Consider the following 16,571-nt stretch of genomic DNA (forward strand, 5'->3'; position numbering starts at 1 on the left):
TTATGCGGTTAGGGAGAGGACGCTCGCGCGTCGCTCACCCAACCTGATTTTGCGCTTCCGCGCTTACTTCAGAACGTACGGCAGCAGGCCGAGGAAGCGGGCGCGCTTGATGGCGCGAGCCAGCTCGCGCTGCTTCTTTGCCGAAACGGCCGTGATGCGCGACGGCACGATCTTGCCGCGCTCGGAGATGTAACGGCCGAGGGTCCGGACGTCCTTGTAGTCGATCTTCGGCGCCTGATCTCCCGAGAACGGGCAGGTCTTGCGACGGCGATGGAACGGCCGGCGCGCGGCGATTTCTGTAATCTCAGCCATGATCAGCCCTCCGAACCGGTGCCGCCAGTCCCACCCGAGGTCGGGCCGGCCGGCTTGTTGTCTCTAAATGCGGGGCGCGGACCGCGCGGACCGGCATCGCCACCTTCACGCGGCGGACGCGGACCACGGTCGCCCTCGCGCGGAGGACGCGAATCGCCTTCGCGCGGAGGACGGGGACGGAACGTCGAGGCGCCCTCGGCACCGCCAGCGCCGCCTGCGCCACCACCACCGCCGAAGCCGCCACGGTCGCCGCCACGGAAACCGCCGCGATCGCCGCCACGGAAGCCGCCGCGATCACCGCCGCGGAAACCGCCACGGTCGCCGCCACGCTCTTCGCGATCCTGCTTGCGCATCATGATCGACGGCTCGGTCTCGAGCTCGTCGAGGCGCAGCGTGATGAAGCGGATGATGTCGGTCGAAAGACCCATGCGGCGCTCCATCTCGTTCACGGCCGCGGACGGCGCGTCGATGTTGAGGAGCGAGTAGTGCGCCTTGCGGCTTTTCTTGATCTTGAAGGCGAGGCCCTTGAGGCCCCAGTACTCGGTCTTGGTGACCTTGCCGCCGCCTTCGACGATGATGTCGGAAAATTCTTTGGTCAGCGTCTCGACCTGCTGTTGCGAGACGTCCTGGCGCGCCAGGAAGACATGCTCGTATAGAGGCATGTTTGGGCCTTTCCTTTCGATGTTGCCGCCACGCCTGAGCGTGCGGGTCACGATGTCCGTTCGGCGCAAAGCCCCTTTTGAGCCCGATAGGCCCAAAGGCACTCAAAGAGCGGAGACACCGGGGGACAGGTCAGGGCTTTCGCCAACAAGCCTTGCCGCCGAGCTGAAATAGCTCCGCGGCCCCGTTCAGCCTCCAACCGAAGCGCGTGACGGCGCGACTTATACGTCAATTCGCCTGTGGAGCAAGGGGGGAAGCTAGGTCATGGCCCTTTCGGCCGCAGCTTTGCAATCCGCCCCGTCGCAGTCGATCCATCGCCCGCTCGGCAACCGGACCTCCCACACCGCCTCGCGCTTCACCGGACCGGGCGCGGGAGACTTGTACAACTCCTGCCGGGACGAGCGATAAAACTGTCGCGTTTCCAGTATCTTGCCGTCGTCGGTCTGAACCGTACCGGTGGCGATCACTTCCCGTGGCAGCAGGTCCCACTGCCACGCCAAGAGATAGAGGCCGATCGCGCCCACGACGACTGCGGCGATCAAGATCACGCGCTTGCCTTTCATCGCTTCCGGCCAGCCGGATTAGTGCCTGAGCGCCAGGGCAGTATGAAGCAGCAGGCCCGCCCCCCAGCCCAGAAAAACCCAATGCGCCCAATAGGGCTCGGCCGTGTACCAGTCGATGAACACGAGCCCGATCATGACCGCAGCGAAGATCTTTGCGTGCAGCAGAACCCCGCCTTCGCGCAGCGCATCGACCCGCAAATCCTTGCTTGAGAACTGCTTGAACGAAAATGCCATGACTGGTTCCTGACCGCTGTGCGCTTTCGGCGCCATTCGAAATTGTGCGTCAACGCGCAATGCTACGTTGTCCCCATTCGCCCCCGCTGTCACCCCGGGCCTTGACAAGGCGACCCCGGACATGTCGAAAGCCCCGGAGTAAGACGCCTGTCTGCGCCCCGGCACAAGGGCACCGCGATGGGCTCTCCCGCCGACCGTCTCAGACATCGACAAAGGAGCGAGCGTGGCACGCGCATTCGTTTTTCCCGGACAAGGCAGCCAGGATGTGGGCATGGGCCGCGAGCTGGCGGAGAATTTCCCAGCCGCCCGCGAGGTGTTCGACGAGGTGGACGATGCGCTCGGCCAGAAGCTGTCGGCCGTCATGTGGGACGGCCCCAAGGACACGCTGACCCTCACCGAAAACGCGCAACCGGCCCTCATGGCGGTGTCGATGGCGGTGATGCGGGTCCTGGAGCGGGAACGCGGCATCAAGCTCGTGGATACTGCCAAATTCGTCGCCGGCCATTCGCTCGGTGAATACTCGGCGCTGGCCGCCGCCGGCGCCTTCTCGCTGGCCGATACGGCACGGCTTCTGAAGCTGCGCGGCAAGGCCATGCAGGCCGCCGTACCGGTCGGGCAGGGCGCCATGGTCGCGCTGCTCGGCGTCGGCATAGATGTGGCCCGCGTCGTCGCGGCCGAAGCGGCCCAGGGCGACGTCTGTCAGGTCGCCAACGACAACGAGCCGACGCAGGTCGTGCTCTCGGGCTCCAAGGCTGCAATCGACCGCGTCGCCGAGATCGGCAAACCGCACGGTGTCCGCCGCGCCGTGTTGCTGCCGGTATCTGCACCCTTCCACTGCGCCCTCATGCAGCCCGCCGCCGAGGCGATGGCCGCCGCGCTGGCCGACGTTTCCATCAAGACGCCCGTTGTCCCGGTGGTCGCCAACGTCATCGCCAGCGCCGTGAGCGATCCCGACGAAATCCGCAAGCTTCTCGTGCAGCAGGTCACGGGCACGGTGCGCTGGCGCGAATGCGTCGGCTACCTCGCCGCCAACGGCGTCACGGACGTGTTCGAAATCGGCTCCGGCAAAGTGCTGGCCGGTCTCGCCAAGCGCATTGAAAAGTCTCTCGAGGCGATGAGCCTCGGCACCCCCGCAGACATTGACGCCGCGATCGAGAAATTGGCCTGAGGGCCGGTCTCGTCTTCGAAAAGGATTGAAACCATGTTCGATTTGACTGGCAAGAAGGCCCTCGTGACCGGCGCCACCGGCGGCATCGGCGAAGGCATCGCCCGCGCGTTCCACAAGGCCGGCGCCGAGGTCGCAATCTCGGGCCGCCAAGTCGCGAAGCTCGAAGCCCTTGCCGCCGCACTCGGCGACCGCGTGCACGTCGTGCCGTGCGATCTCGCCGACAAGGCGCAGGTCACGAAGCTCATCGATGAAGCCGTCGCCAAGCTCGGCCGCGTCGACATCATCGTCAACAACGCCGGCCTCACCAAGGACAACCTGTTCATGGTGATGAAGGACGAGCAGTGGGACGACGTCATCGCCGTCAACCTCACGTCGACCTTCATGCTGATGCGCGCCGCCACCCGCCACATGCTGCGCTCGAAGACGGGCTACGGCCGCGTCATCAACATCTCGTCGGTGTCGGGCATTATCGGCAATCCCGGGCAGGGCAACTATGCCGCCTCGAAGGCCGGCATGATCGGCATGACGAAATCGCTCGCCCGCGAGGTCGCCAACCGCGGCATCACCGCCAACTGCATTGCCCCGGGCTTCATCGCCACCGCCATGACGGACGTGCTCAACGACAAGCAGAAGGCCGAGATCTCGCAGCACATTCCGGCCCAGCGCTTCGGCTCGCCGGATGACATCGCCGCCGCGGCCATTTACCTTGCCAGCAACGAAGCCGGTTACGTGACCGGCCAGACGCTGCACGTGAATGGCGGCATGGCCATGGTTTGATTGAGAAAAACGCTTAAGTTTCCGCACGTCCGCGACAAACGCGAAGTGCGGTGTCAAAGTGTCACTCTCCAACCGGAGCGAGTGCCGTGCCACCACACGGGCAGCGGTGCTGGCCAGGCATCCGGAGATATGTTAACGAGCCTCGTTTTTTTGCTGCGCGTGCGATGGAAAAGCCCTAACGATCGACGCTTGCGCGCTGTCGTGCGGGTGTCCCTGATGGAATCCGCGGCATTCGGCATGAGGCAGAACGAAACTGCGAGCGTACGATCGGAAAGTCGGAATAGGGCTTTCTGATGAACGCCATCGAAGTTACCAAACGAACTTGAGTGCCCCGGCAAACGACGGGACCCGAGAAAACGATAGCAACGAAACTAGCAGGGACACGAGGGAAGACGATGAGCGATGTCGCAGAGCGCGTGAAGAAGATCGTTGTTGAGCATCTTGGCGTAGAGGCCGACAAGGTCACGGAAAACGCCAGCTTCATCGACGATCTCGGCGCCGACAGCCTTGATACGGTCGAACTGGTTATGGCCTTCGAGGAAGAGTTTGGCTGTGAAATCCCCGACGACGCCGCAGAGCACATTCTGACCGTTGGCGACGCGGTCAAGTTCCTCGAGAAGAACGCCACGGCGGCTTAAGTTTCGCGACGGCTCGCACGTCGGCGGGCATGCTCCAGGTTCGGGGCCGCCCAGAGGGCATGCGGGCCTCGATCGTGGCAGTCCGGTCGTCTCGCGGGATGCCCTCGCGGAACACCACGCCACCGGCCAATACGCGGGACCGCTCCGCGATTGCGGAGCCGACGGCAAACGACCGCCGGCGAAACCGAGACGGCATAACATCGGAGAGGCGTGACCGGACGAGTCCGACGCGCCTCCCGAATACCAGCAGCGGACGAGGCTCTCCGGGCTCAGACAAAAGCCGACTGGGCATGGACGGGCAGCGCTCTCACTCACCGGGGGAACGAACTTGAACGGCATGCGGCGCGTCGTCATTACGGGACTTGGCCTTGTCACACCTGTCGGATGCGGTGTGGAAGCGGCCTGGAGCAATTTGCTGGCCGGCAAGAGCGGCGCACGGCGCATCGAGGAATTCGACGCTTCCGACCTCTCCTGCCAGATCGCGAATTTTGTGCCGCGCGGCCCAACCTCCGAGGGCAAGTTCAGTCCCGACGACTGGATGGAGCACAAAGAGCAGCGCAAGGTCGACGACTTCATCATCTATGCCGTGGCAGCTGCCGATCAGGCGCTCGCGGACTCAGGCTGGAAAGCCGATACCCCCGAAAAGCAAGAAGCGACCGGCGTCCTCATCGGCTCCGGCATCGGCGGCCTGTCCGGCATCGCCGACACGTCGATCCTGCTCAAGGAAAAGGGCGCCCGCCGCGTCTCGCCATTCTTCATTCCAGGCCGTCTCATCAACCTCGCCGGCGGCTACGTTTCGATCAAGCATCAGCTCAAGGGCCCGAACCATGCGGTCGTGACCGCATGTGCCACCGGCACGCACGCCATCGGTGACGCGGCCCGTCTCGTCGCGCTGGGTGACGCCGAAGTCATGGTCGCGGGCGGCACGGAAAGCCCCATCTGCCGCATCGGCATGGCCGGCTTCGTCGCATGCCGCGCCCTCTCGACCGGGTTCAACGATCGCCCGCATGAAGCCTCGCGCCCCTACGACAAGGATCGCGACGGGTTCGTGATGGGCGAAGGCGCCGGCGTCGTCGTGCTCGAAACGCTCGAGCACGCCCAGGCACGTGGCGCCAAGATCTATGCCGAGGTCATCGGCTACGGCATGTCGGGCGACGCCTACCACATCACGGCGCCCTCCGAGACCGGCGACGGCGCGTTCCGCTGCATGCGCGCCGCCCTGAAGAGCGCCGGCCTCGCTCCGAGCGACATCGACTACATCAACGCGCACGGCACCTCGACGCCCATGGGCGACGAGATCGAGCTCGGCGCGGTCGAACGCCTGTTCGGCAACACCCAGGCCAAGGCCTCCATGTCGTCGACAAAGTCGTCGATCGGCCATCTGCTGGGCGCAGCCGGCGCGGTCGAGGCGATCTTCTCGGTCCTGGCCATCCGCGACCAGATCGCCCCGGCCACCTTGAACCTCACCAATCCCTCCGTCGAGACGGCCATGGACTTGGTCCCCCAGACGCCACGGAAGCGCGAGATCACGACCGTTCTCTCGAATTCGTTCGGCTTTGGCGGCACCAACGCCTCGCTCATCATGCGCAAGGTAGCCTGACGCCCCGCGCCGGAGGGATCGACGCCGATTGACCGGGTTTTGCCACAATCCCAAGGTCACGTCGGCCCGTAAGTCATGTGGCGCTTGAGACGCGGCACGCAGAGTATGGACACCGCCCGCTCCCGGCAACGAGGGCGGGACGGCACACGGGGCACTTTCGCGCACGACCGACGCCTGACACCAAACGGGGCGACGCGAAATGGGAGCTGATCGATGAGTAATCTCCGCCGCGATGTGTCGCCGACGTTGTCGCGACGCGACGGCATGCGCCCGCGCAGTCCCGCCGAGGCTCTGGAACCGGGACGCGCCCCGCCGCGTCCGCACGGGATGCGCCAGCGCAAAGAATCTCGCGTCGTCGCTGGCTTCGCGCGCGTCGTCAGCGGCGTGATGACCCTCGCACTCGTGATCATGCTGGCGGGCGGGGCTCTCACCCTCTTCACGGGCCATCTTTACACCCGCGCCGGTCCCCTGACGGCGACCCAGACCATCGTCATTCCGAAAGGCACGAGCACCAACACCATCGCCGACGATCTCGAGCGCGAAGGCGTCGTCTCGAGCCGGTGGGCGTTCATGGTCAACTATCTCGTGCAGAGCCGGATGCACCCCGGCGAGGTCGTGCTGAAGAGCGGCGAATATCTCTTCAAGCCTGGTGTCAGCATCCGCGACGTGATCGCGATCCTCTCCGACGGCAAATCCGTCCTCTACAAGGTGACGATTCCAGAGGGCCTCACGAGCCAGCAGATCGTCGAGCGCCTGAAGGCCGAGGAAAACCTCACCGGCGACGTGGCGCAGATCCCGACCGAGGGCTCGCTGATGCCCGAGACCTACAGCATCGAGAAGGGCATGTCGCGCCAGGAGCTGCTGGAGCGGATGCAGGCGAAGCAGAAGCAGGTGCTGGACGCCGCTTGGGAACGCCGCCGCGAGGGCCTTCCGCTGCAGGCGCCGGAGCAGGCGGTGGTGCTGGCGTCGATCATCGAAAAGGAAACCGGCCGCGCCGACGAACGCGAACGCATCGCCGGCGTCTTCTCCAATCGCCTGACGAAGGGCATGCCGCTGCAGTCCGACCCGACGATCCTCTACGGCATCTACGGCGGCGGCGTGCAGTGGGGCAAACCCATCCTCCAGTCGGAGAAGGACGCCAAGAACGCCCACAACACCTACCAGATCAAAGGTCTGCCGCCGACGCCGATCTGCAACCCAGGACGCCCCGCCCTCGAAGCAGCCCTCAATCCCTCGCAGCACGGCGACGTCTTCTTCGTCGCCGACGGCACGGGCGGCCACATCTTCTCGGCGACCCTCAAGGACCACAACGCGGCCGTCGCCAACTGGCGCAAGGTCGAGAAGGACATGCGCGCGCGCCAGTCCGCAGCGACGCCGGGAGCAGCCGAGCCGGCCGCAGACGGCGACGCCGCACCGGCAGGCGCAGCTGCGACGGCGGGCAATCCCGTGACGGAAATTCCGAATCCGCCGGCCGAGGACGCCCCGGCCCAGGCGAGCGCACCGGCCCCGGCCGGCACAACGATCCTTTCCGAGATCCCGCTTCCGATCCGGAAACCCAAAAAGTAGCCGCCCGCCCTTGCAGAGCGCTGCCCGCGCCCGTACTGGTGACGCGCGTGCCCGCGCACGCGTCCTGTTTCTCAATTCCTCCGGACTGAAATCGCCATGAGCCTGCAAAGCATGACCGGGTTCGCCCGCCGCGACGGCGCGCGCGAGGGAACCACCTGGCATTGGGAGCTGCGCAGCGTGAACAATCGCGGCCTGGATGTGCGCCTGCGCATGCCGCCCGGCTATGAGGCGCTCGAGGCCAAGGTTCGCGAAAAGCTGTCGAAGACGATATCGCGCGGCAGCGTCAACGCCAACCTCAGCCTCACGCGCCGCGCCCAGACCGCGGACATCAGCGTCAATCAGGCCGCACTCGATCACGTGCTGGCGATTGCGACCCGTCTCGCCAAGGAGATCGGTGCCGAAACGCCGCGTGCCGAGGCGCTGCTGGGCCTCAAGGGTGTGCTCGACATCGCCGACGACACCGCCGACCCCGATGCACTGGCCGAAGAGCAAGCCGCCGTCCTTGAAAGTCTCGATTCCGCCCTCGCCGATCTCGTCGCCGCGCGCCGCGACGAAGGCCGCCGCCTCACCGAGGTCCTTAACCGCCAGATCGACGAAATCGCGCGCCTCTCGCATAGCGTCGAAATCGCGCCCGCGCGGTCCGTCGAAACCATTCGTGCCCGTCTTGCCGAACAGGTCGCGCGCCTGATGGAGACCGGCCAGTCGTTCGATCCGGCACGCCTGCATCAGGAAGCAGTCTTGCTCGCCACGCGCGCCGACGTCGAAGAAGAGCTGAAGCGCCTCAACGCCCACGTCGAGGCAGCGCGTGCGCTCGTGCGTGATGGAGGCGCGGTCGGCCGCAAGCTCGATTTCCTGGCGCAGGAATTCAACCGCGAAGCCAACACGCTGACGTCGAAGGCCGCCGACCAGGACATTGCGCGCATGGGCCTGGCCCTCAAGGTGGTGATCGACCAGCTGCGCGAGCAGGTCCAGAACATCGAGTAGGACTGGACCGGGGGCGGGCGAGCCCGTATCAACGGCGAGAAATCCAACGACAACGACGCGCGCGCGGAGCCGCTTATGACGACCGAAAATCCGAGCATCGAACGGCGCGGGCTGCTGCTCGTGCTGTCGTCGCCGTCGGGCGCCGGAAAGACCTCGCTCGCCCGCGCGCTGCTGGAAAGCGATCGCGACATCGCCCTCTCGATTTCCGTCACCACGCGCACGCCGCGACCGGGCGAGGTGGATGGGCGCGATTACTGGTTTGTGGACGAGGCACGCTTCAAGGCCCTGCGCGACGCCGATCAGCTTCTCGAATGGGCGACCGTGTTCGGCAACTTCTACGGCACCCCGCGCGCACCGATCGAGAAGGCCGTTGCCGAAGGGCGCGACGTGCTGTTCGACATCGATTGGCAAGGCACGCAGCAACTCTCCGAACGCATGGCTGGCGACCTCGTGCGCGTCTTCGTGCTGCCGCCGTCTGGCGGTGCGCTCGAGGCGCGTCTCCAGCAACGCGCGCAGGACCCGCAGGACGTCGTCGCCAAGCGCATGGCCAAGGCAGCGTCGGAAATCAGCCATTGGGCCGAATACGACTACGTCATCGTCAACGGCGACCTGACGACGAGCATCGCGGGGCTCAAGGGCATCCTTGCGGCCGAGCGCCTCCGCCGCGATCGCATGACGGGGCTGTCGTCCTTCGTGCGCGGCCTCCAGTCCGCCCTCGAATAGAACCCAGAGTGTAGCGTTGTGCGGATCGAACTCGAAACGTCGGACCAGGCAGCCGGAATACGGTCATTGCTCGTCGAGGCTTTTCCAACGCCGGTCGAAGCCGACTTGGTCGAGCGGTTGCGGGACGGCGGGCACACCGAAATCGGGCTCATGGCCATCGAGGGAAACCGGGTCGTCGGCTACATTTTGCTGTCCCGAATGAGCGCGCCAATGAAGGCGCTGGGCCTCGGGCCGGTGGCGGTGTCAGCCGGCAAGCGGCGGCTGGGCATCGGCCGATCGCTGATCGAAGCCGGCTTGGAACGGGCGCGACGAGCGGGCTGGGAGGCCGTCTTTGTTCTCGGTGAGCCGGATTACTACGCGCGCTTCGGGTTCGCGGTAGACGAGGCGGCCGGTTACGAGACGCCCTATGCGGGTGCGTATTTCATGATCGCTTCGCTGACCGGGAACGCTCTGCCGCGGCGCGGGCGCGTCGACTACGCGCCGCCCTTCGCCGGCCTGTCCTAGCGTTCGCGTTCGCTGAACCTGCTAGGGCAGATCGCGCGCGTAGCTGATGATGGAGAGAAACCGGATCGGAAGCTTCAAGAGCTCTTCCGGACCGTGCGGCGCATCCGCGTCGAAGAACAGGCTCTCACCCGGCTCCATCGTTCGGATTGAGCGTCTCGGAACCTCCCGAGCGAGGGCCGTGAGTCGCCCTAGAACTGCACAAGCATTAATCAATATGATCAAGTATTGATCAATATGGCGGCCAAATGCACGGCAACCTTGACAACCCGCGTCACACCGTCGCAGATTTCCCCTCAAAAAAAACAATTGACTGACAGTCAACAAAAAAGGGGAGCGCTATGGGAGATCAATTAACCACAACATCAACGGTGTTCATCGAATTCTATTACTGGGTCACCGTCGTCGTCATGTTTCTCATCCACGTTGGCTTCTGTGTTTATGAGACCGGCGTAAGTCGACGGCGCAATCATATGCACACTCTCATGAAGAACACGATGGCTATTCCAATAGTCACTATTACGTTCTACTTCTTCGGGTGGTGGATTTACTTTGCGTTCCCCAGCGGATTTTACTGGTTCAACTTTGTAGCTGATGCGCTTCCGTACGATCCTAACCTGGTCGCCGCTCCCTGGAGCCCGCTGATGGCGACACATCTGTCAGGTGTCAATGCAACCGACGCCGCGGCGGGCATTACGGCGGACGGCGTCAACGGAGCGGCGACGTGGCACCGCTTGAATGGCGTGTTCTGGGCCGCGTTCCTGTTGTTTTCGATCACGACGGCTTCGATTATCTCCGGCGCGGTCATTGAGCGCATTCGTTCCGGCGCGTTCTGGATCTTCGCCGTCTTCGTCGGCTCCGTCACATGGATCACCGACGCCGCCTGGGGCTGGAGCGCAACCGGCTGGATGGTCAAATATCTCGGCTATCACGACGCGTACGCATCCGGCGTCGTGCATGCCATCGCCGGCGGATCGGCCCTGGCCATTCTGTTCGTGCTCGGCCCCCGGATCGGGAAATTCCGCGCCGACGGCACGGCGCGCGAAATCCCGCCTCAGAATCCCTGGCTGGTCACCATCGGCCTGTTCCTCATCTACACGGGGTTCTGGGGCTTCTACGCCGCGTGCAACATCCCGATGATCGCGCCGGCCACCATCGCCGGTCAGATCACGGGAGAAACGTGGACGGCGACAAACATCTATCTCGCTCCCACGACGTTGAGCGCCATTACATTCAACTTCCTCATGGCGCTCTCGGGCGGCATGATGGCCGGCTACATGATCTCCAAGGGAGATGCGTTCTGGACTTATTCACTCGGACTGGCGGGCATCATTGCGGCTTCGGCCGGCAACGATCTCTACCATCCGATCCAGGCCATGTTCATTGGCGCGATCGTGCCCTGCATCGCCTACAAAATGCATTATTGGGTCGAGCGCGTGTTCAAGATCGACGACGCGGTCGGCGCAGTCGCGGTTCACGGGTACACGGGCTTTCTTGGAGTGGTCGTTGCGGGTTTCGTGCTCTGGGGCGCGCCAAGTTCGCCCTACGAAGGCTTTGCGACCATCTCTCCGCTCGGCAATTTCCTGGGCGCCTTGATCATGTTCTTCGGTCTGGGCTTCTTCCCCTGCCTAATCCTGGCGTGGATCCTCAAGGCCATGGGAATCCTCCGTGTCCCTCTGCGGGCAGAAATCGCCGGCCTCGATTTTGAGGGGCACAACGCCTACGAGGCCGCGATGGCGGAAGTAAAAGCAGCCGAGCAATCCGCACTAGCCACTTCGAACGGCCGCTAATCAAAGGAGATGACGATGTCGACAATTGGATATTCGAATTGGGCCGTCGATCTCAAGGACGTCGGCGCGATCTACCCCTTCCAGGGATTTGAAGTGCCGATGGTGCTGGCTGGCATCGCGTTCTGGGTGATCTGGCATATTTGGCAGATCCGCTTCGAAAGCGCGGACCTGAACGCGACGCGGGTTGACGCCGACGCCCGTAAGGCAAGCGACGCGATCGAACGCTACTGACGAAGCTAATCGCAGCCCGGCCGTCTCCGCCAACGACCGGGCTGCACCTTCTTATGCTGCTGCCGATTGCACCGGCAGGCATTGTGCTTTTTCGTCGGGACACCGCCGCACCTCGGCTATGCGGTTGTGTATTTCATGATCGCATCGCAGACCGGGAACGCACTGCCGCGTCGCGGGCGCGTCGACGACGCGCCGCCCTTTGCCAGCCTGTCATAGTGTTCGCTGAACCCTGCTAGGGCAGATCGCGCGCGTAGCTGATGACGGAGAGAAACCGGATCGGAAGCTTCAAGAGCTCTTCCGGGCCGTGCGGCGCATCCGCGTCGAAGAACAGACTGTCACCCGGCTTCATCGTGTAAAGCTTGTCGGCGTGGCGGTAGACGACCTCGCCTTCGAGCACATAGATGAGTTCGAGCCCGCCGTGCTGGAACAGCGGGAACACATCGGATTCTTCGGTCAATGTAATGAGGTAGGGCTCGACGACGACCCCGCCTGAGACGCCGCCGGTATGGCCGAGAAGTTGATACTGATGCCCGGCGCGCGTGCCGCGGCGTTCGATGAGCAAGCCCTGTCCCGCCGACACGAACACCGCATCGCGCCGCTCCTCGAAGCGGCGGAAGAGGGCCGTGACCGGCACACCGAGAGCTTTCGACAACCGCTGCAGGGTCGTGAGCGAAGCGCTCGTGACGCCGTTCTCGATCTTCGACAGCATCCCGAGCGATAACCCGGCCGCCTTCGCCAGATCCGAGGCCGTGATGCCGAGCTTGTTGCGGAAGGCGCGCACCTCCCGTCCGATCGCGACCTCGAGCATGCTGTCGCGCGAGCCCTGCAGGGCGTGGGGATCCTGATCCTTGGTCTCCGGGCGTTCGGCGACATGGGTGAGACCCGTCGCGGCTTGCGCCTTGGACGGCTTGGTATCGACCAGGGCATCCTCAACGATCGAAATCGCTGCGAGTGCTTTTTTGCCGGTTCCGCTCGGTCGTTGGTTCATTTCGTGTCAATTCCGCTTTTCGCGTGGTGCGTAATCGGGAGAAATTCGAGCGACCTACGGCGAAATGATTGGAGAAATGAACTAAATCGCCGTTTTCGTATCGAACCACGTCCCCGCGCATGTTGGCAACCGACGCCTGAAGAAATGCACGCCTAAAGGTCGGATGGTCGAGCGGGCGACGCAGCCCCACCTCGCTGGTCTCCCCTCCGCAGCAATCCCGCCGGCACGGCAGCCGCCGGTAAGGGCCACCTGCCCCAACGCGCAAGATAGTTTCCACACGTTCAAGATCAAATCAAATCCGCTGAAAGCCCCGAAAATAGGCAATCGGGTCGCGGATCTGCATGAAAGTCGTTCAATCACCCTTGACAAGGTGCGTCTAGCTGCCGCACATATTTTCCGCACATCAAAAACAATTGCCTCACAGGCAACTTCCGAGTGGGGCGACAACTGGGGAAGCGCATGCAACAAAACGTGTCAGATCCACGCATACACAAGATGTTCTCAGGCGACCGCATATGGGCTTTTGGCGCCGTCGCAGTGCTCTGGGCCGTCTATGGCTTCGTCTTTTATGAAATCTCCAAGAACGCCAGCGCCGAAGGCGTAATGCTTGCTCTCGGCATCTCCGGAGCCCTCGTTCTGCTCTTTTGCACCGCCTCGATCGTCGCAATGATCAGTCATTACGCGGAAGATAAAGAGCACATCTACGGCCTCGACATTCATTATCTCGACGAAATGAAAAAGGCTCGGGGGTAAGCGATGGCAAAAGCACCATATCAACCGCCGGTCCAATCGAAATTCGGCCAGGTTTTCGACTCGCTTTTCTTGCTCGCGCTCGTCATGGCGGCCCTCTTTGTGCCGCTGTACTTAGGGCTAGCAGGCGGCGGTAAAACCACTCTAGAGCTGACGGACAAGTCCTGGGCGGGCATGCAGCAGAACGCCACCATGCAGGCGCAGTGGGAAAAGCTCGGCTACATCGACGGCGCCGAGGCGAAGGACGGCAAGACACCCGCCGCCGACCTGATCGCCACCCGCTTCGACTACAGCTTCGAGCCGATCGAGCTGGGTCTGACCGCACTCATCGTCATCGCCTACTTCTTCATCGTCTTTCACTGGTCGAAGAAGGAATACCGCGACGTGATCGATGAACGCTTCAACAACAGAAAATAGTGGGGAGGGGACCTCGTGAACAATTTCGTACTGCTCGAATACGCCGCCTGGGCACTCTCTGCGCTCCTGGGGCTCTGGATGCTCATTGATCTTATCTACACCGATCGGACGTACTCGGAAGAAATTCTGACGTCGTCGCAGGAAGGCGAGATCGAAGATGCGCTGGTCATCGACCCGACTCATCAGGGAGGTCGCCAGTGACTCAGACAACCGCAATCCACGGCGAGAGAATCTCGCTGCTTCGCGTTCTCGGCCCCGGTCATGTGTGGGCCCTCGGCGTCGGCATCGTTCTCGTCGGCGAGTACATGGGTTGGAACTTCGCGGTCGGCAAAGGTGGCGCGATCGCGGCACTCTTGGCGTGCTGGTTCGCAGGCCTCCTCTACACCTGCGTTGCCATGATCGACTCGGAGGTGACCTCGACCGTCGCCGCCGCCGGTGGTCAGTACGCCCAGGCCAAGCACATCATCGGGCCGCTCATGGCCTTCAACGTCGGCTTGTTCCTGGTCTTCGCCTACACGATGCTCGAAGCGGCCAACGCGATCACGCTCGGCTACCTCGTGCAAACCGTGGGGTCGATGTCCGGGTTCGAGAACACGCATGATAAGCCGTTCATCGTGCTGACCATCATGTTCCTGGCCTGGCTGAACTACCGCGGCGTCTACGCGACGCTGACGTTCAACCTTGTCATCACCGCCATCGCCTTCATCGCCATCTGGGTGCTGTTCTTCGCAGTCCAGCCCTGGTCCAGCGTCTACATGAAGCATGACCAGCTGCTCACCGGCTTGCCTTACGGCTGGCTCGGCGTGTTGGCCGCCATGCACTTCGGCATGTGGTACTACCTCGGCATCGAAGGCACGACGCAGGCCGCCGAGGAAGTGCGCTCGCCTGCACGCGCTTTGCCGCTCGGAACCATGACCGGCATCATGACGCTGCTCATTGCCGCGACCATGACCTGGTACATCTGCGCCGGTCTCATGCCGTGGGAATATCTCGGCCAGGCCGTGACGCCGCTGTTCGATGCGGCGCGCCTCACGGACTCGACAGTGCTGATGGTGCTTCTGTTCATCGGCACCATCTTCTCCACGCTGGCCTCCGCCAACGGCTGCATCAACGACGCGTCTCGTGCCTGGTTCTCGATGGGCCGCGACCGTTATCTGCCGCAGGCATTCGGCGCGGTTCATCCGAAGTACCGCACGCCCTACCGGTCGATCGTGTTTCTCGTTCCGGTGGCTCTCGTGTTCGCGATCTTCGCGCCGCTCGACCAGGTCATCACGTTCTCGATCCTGTCCGGCCTGCTCGAGTATACGTTCATGGCCTTCAACGTCATGATGTTCCGCCAGAAGTGGCCGCTCGGCACGATCAAGCGGGGCTACGTCCACCCGTTCCATCCGCTGCCGGCCATCGTACTGTTGGTCCTGTGCTCCGTGACCTACTTCGCGGTGTTCCTGGGCTACGGCACGCAGCTGATCGCGATGATGGTCTTCTACATCGTGGCATCGCTCTGGTTTGCGTTCCACCGCTACAAGTTCGTGCGGCGCGGCGCGCAGTTCACGATGCCGTGGCCGAAGCCGGTCGGGTACTAAAACTCACGCGATAGAAGAAGCGCGGCTTGGAAGCCTCCAGGCCGCGCTTTTCACACCCGAGATCGACCGCTGCGTTTCCGGAGGCAGGTAGCCCGTGTCAATTGATCCAGCCTTCATATTCGTTGCCATCATCGCCGGGCCGCTGGCCTGGCTCGCAATCCGCGACCACCGAAAGCTGCGCGCGAGCCGCATGGGCCTGCTCGACGACTGCAAGCGGCTGTTCAATCGCCCCGTGCTCACCCATGGCGGCGACAGTTTCCCGAGCCTCAGCGGCGATGTCGGACATCACCGCGTAGACGTACGCCTCATCAGCGACACCATGACGATCCGCCGCTTGCCTCAGCTCTGGCTGCAGGTGACCGCGCTCGAACGCCTGCCTGACGTCACCGGCGTGGCCGTTCTCGTCCGCCCGTCGGGCTATGAATTCTACAGCCTCACCACAGGCTTCAACCACGTCATGGATACCCCGCCGTCGTTTCCGCGCGAGGTCCTCGTGCGCGGCGAGAACCCGCGCGCCGAGCGGACCTTGGAGATGCTCACGGAGCCCATGGCGGCAATTCTGTCCGATCCCACCGTCAAGGAGATCGCGGTGACGCGGCAGGGATTGCGCGTCATCCGCCAGGCAGGCGAGGGGCGTAAGGGCGAATATTTGCTCCTTCGCCAGGCCGTTTTCGATGAGGCCGCCGTCACGGCAACCGCGCTCGAAGCCGCTCTCGCCGAAATCGACACGCTCCGGCGAGCCGCCACCACCAAGAAACAGGAACGCACCTACGCATGACGTCCCCACGCGAGCCTTGGAATCCGTATGCCGTTCTCGCCTTCGCGCTTGCCGCGCCCGGCGCAGGTCATGTCGCCGTCGGTCAGCCTCAGCGCGGCTTCGGCTTCGCGTTCTTCTCGCTGCTGCTCGCGCTCGTCTCCTGGCACACCACGACGCCGGATCACTCCTTTATCGGCCGCTCCGCGGCGGGCCTCTTCGTGTGGGCGATCTCGATTCCGGACGCCTATCGCCTGGCCCGGCTTCAGTACGAGCAGTGGCGGAAAAGCACCCGCTGAAATATCCTCGTAGGAAAATTTCATTCATAGCAG

21 protein-coding genes and 1 pseudogene are annotated in these 16,571 nt (G+C 63.6%); 16 read left to right on the plus strand and 6 right to left on the minus strand.

Annotated features, from left to right (window positions below; genetic code table 11):
• Positions 1–63 precede the first annotated feature (63 nt).
• From rpsR to ACTIFK_RS15010, 4 genes are all read right to left on the minus strand, one after another.
• Positions 64–312: a 30S ribosomal protein S18 gene (gene rpsR, locus ACTIFK_RS14995; protein WP_439543891.1), complete on the minus strand. Its 249-nt coding sequence runs from the start codon at positions 310–312 to the stop codon at positions 64–66.
• Positions 313–314: 2 nt separating this feature from the next.
• Positions 315–974 (minus strand): 30S ribosomal protein S6, encoded by a 660-nt coding sequence (rpsF, locus tag ACTIFK_RS15000; protein ID WP_439543892.1) that lies wholly within the window; start codon positions 972–974, stop codon positions 315–317.
• A gap of 255 nt (positions 975–1,229) precedes the next feature.
• Positions 1,230–1,535, minus strand: a complete 306-nt coding sequence (locus ACTIFK_RS15005) for a hypothetical protein (protein WP_439543893.1) — start codon at positions 1,533–1,535, stop codon at positions 1,230–1,232.
• Between the two features lie 18 nt (positions 1,536–1,553).
• A complete protein-coding gene (locus ACTIFK_RS15010) occupies positions 1,554–1,769 on the minus strand; it encodes a 2TM domain-containing protein (protein WP_439543894.1) in 216 nt (71 codons plus the stop codon).
• A gap of 223 nt (positions 1,770–1,992) precedes the next feature.
• Between ACTIFK_RS15010 and fabD the strand changes: the two genes are divergently transcribed.
• The 8 genes from fabD (at position 1,993) to ACTIFK_RS15050 (ending at position 9,729) form a co-directional block, all read left to right on the plus strand.
• Positions 1,993–2,937, plus strand: coding sequence for an ACP S-malonyltransferase (gene fabD, locus ACTIFK_RS15015; RefSeq protein ID WP_439543895.1), 945 nt, complete (start codon positions 1,993–1,995; stop codon positions 2,935–2,937).
• Between the two features lie 33 nt (positions 2,938–2,970).
• Entirely contained in the window at positions 2,971–3,714 is a 744-nt protein-coding gene (gene fabG / locus ACTIFK_RS15020) for a 3-oxoacyl-[acyl-carrier-protein] reductase (RefSeq protein ID WP_439543896.1), read from the plus strand.
• Positions 3,715–4,109: 395 nt separating this feature from the next.
• On the plus strand, positions 4,110–4,352 hold the full coding sequence (locus ACTIFK_RS15025) for an acyl carrier protein (RefSeq protein WP_020086632.1): 243 nt from the start codon (positions 4,110–4,112) through the stop codon (positions 4,350–4,352).
• A gap of 337 nt (positions 4,353–4,689) precedes the next feature.
• A complete protein-coding gene (fabF, locus tag ACTIFK_RS15030) occupies positions 4,690–5,952 on the plus strand; it encodes a beta-ketoacyl-ACP synthase II (protein ID WP_439543897.1) in 1,263 nt (420 codons plus the stop codon).
• Between the two features lie 213 nt (positions 5,953–6,165).
• Complete coding sequence (mltG, locus tag ACTIFK_RS15035; protein WP_439543898.1) at positions 6,166–7,518, plus strand: endolytic transglycosylase MltG; 1,353 nt, start codon at positions 6,166–6,168, stop codon at positions 7,516–7,518.
• Between the two features lie 96 nt (positions 7,519–7,614).
• Entirely contained in the window at positions 7,615–8,502 is an 888-nt protein-coding gene (locus tag ACTIFK_RS15040; protein ID WP_439543899.1) for a YicC/YloC family endoribonuclease, read from the plus strand.
• A 75-nt stretch (positions 8,503–8,577) separates the two neighbouring features.
• Entirely contained in the window at positions 8,578–9,225 is a 648-nt protein-coding gene (gene gmk / locus ACTIFK_RS15045) for a guanylate kinase (RefSeq protein WP_439543900.1), read from the plus strand.
• Between the two features lie 18 nt (positions 9,226–9,243).
• Positions 9,244–9,729: a GNAT family N-acetyltransferase gene (locus ACTIFK_RS15050; RefSeq protein WP_439543901.1), complete on the plus strand. Its 486-nt coding sequence runs from the start codon at positions 9,244–9,246 to the stop codon at positions 9,727–9,729.
• A gap of 21 nt (positions 9,730–9,750) precedes the next feature.
• Here ACTIFK_RS15050 and ACTIFK_RS15055 read toward each other — a convergent pair.
• Positions 9,751–9,867 (minus strand): annotated as a pseudogene (locus ACTIFK_RS15055) (helix-turn-helix domain-containing protein); the annotation flags it as partial.
• Between the two features lie 200 nt (positions 9,868–10,067).
• Here ACTIFK_RS15055 and ACTIFK_RS15060 point away from each other — a divergent pair.
• Together ACTIFK_RS15060 and ACTIFK_RS15065 are read left to right on the plus strand one after the other, a co-directional pair.
• The gene (locus ACTIFK_RS15060; protein ID WP_439543902.1) at positions 10,068–11,516 is read left to right on the plus strand and encodes an ammonium transporter; all 1,449 of its coding nucleotides are present in this window, start codon (positions 10,068–10,070) and stop codon (positions 11,514–11,516) included.
• A gap of 15 nt (positions 11,517–11,531) precedes the next feature.
• Positions 11,532–11,747 carry a hypothetical protein gene (locus ACTIFK_RS15065; RefSeq protein ID WP_439543903.1) on the plus strand — a complete coding sequence of 72 codons (216 nt, stop codon included), beginning with the start codon at positions 11,532–11,534 and terminating at the stop codon, positions 11,745–11,747.
• Positions 11,748–11,979: 232 nt separating this feature from the next.
• On the opposite strand, the gene ACTIFK_RS15070 is transcribed toward ACTIFK_RS15065, so the two are convergent.
• Positions 11,980–12,735 (minus strand): helix-turn-helix domain-containing protein, encoded by a 756-nt coding sequence (locus tag ACTIFK_RS15070; protein WP_439543904.1) that lies wholly within the window; start codon positions 12,733–12,735, stop codon positions 11,980–11,982.
• A gap of 459 nt (positions 12,736–13,194) precedes the next feature.
• Here ACTIFK_RS15070 and ACTIFK_RS15075 point away from each other — a divergent pair, with 459 nt between their 5' ends.
• The 6 genes from ACTIFK_RS15075 (at position 13,195) to ACTIFK_RS15100 (ending at position 16,538) form a co-directional block, all read left to right on the plus strand.
• Positions 13,195–13,488: a hypothetical protein gene (locus ACTIFK_RS15075; RefSeq protein WP_439543905.1), complete on the plus strand. Its 294-nt coding sequence runs from the start codon at positions 13,195–13,197 to the stop codon at positions 13,486–13,488.
• A gap of 3 nt (positions 13,489–13,491) precedes the next feature.
• Positions 13,492–13,902, plus strand: a complete 411-nt coding sequence (locus tag ACTIFK_RS15080; protein ID WP_439543906.1) for a hypothetical protein — start codon at positions 13,492–13,494, stop codon at positions 13,900–13,902.
• Positions 13,903–13,917: 15 nt separating this feature from the next.
• Positions 13,918–14,103, plus strand: a complete 186-nt coding sequence (locus ACTIFK_RS15085) for a hypothetical protein (protein ID WP_439543907.1) — start codon at positions 13,918–13,920, stop codon at positions 14,101–14,103.
• A complete protein-coding gene (locus ACTIFK_RS15090) occupies positions 14,100–15,485 on the plus strand; it encodes an APC family permease (RefSeq protein WP_439543908.1) in 1,386 nt (461 codons plus the stop codon). The genes ACTIFK_RS15085 and ACTIFK_RS15090 overlap by 4 nt, the downstream gene beginning before the upstream one ends.
• A 94-nt stretch (positions 15,486–15,579) precedes the next feature.
• Positions 15,580–16,263, plus strand: a complete 684-nt coding sequence (locus tag ACTIFK_RS15095; RefSeq protein ID WP_439543909.1) for a hypothetical protein — start codon at positions 15,580–15,582, stop codon at positions 16,261–16,263.
• Positions 16,260–16,538: a hypothetical protein gene (locus tag ACTIFK_RS15100; protein ID WP_439543910.1), complete on the plus strand. Its 279-nt coding sequence runs from the start codon at positions 16,260–16,262 to the stop codon at positions 16,536–16,538. Before ACTIFK_RS15095 ends, ACTIFK_RS15100 begins: the two co-directional genes overlap by 4 nt.
• Positions 16,539–16,571 lie beyond the last annotated feature (33 nt).

The sequence above is a fragment of the Hyphomicrobium sp. genome, assembly GCF_051860585.1.
In the GTDB taxonomy this organism is placed as follows: Bacteria; Pseudomonadota; Alphaproteobacteria; order Rhizobiales; family Hyphomicrobiaceae; genus Hyphomicrobium_C.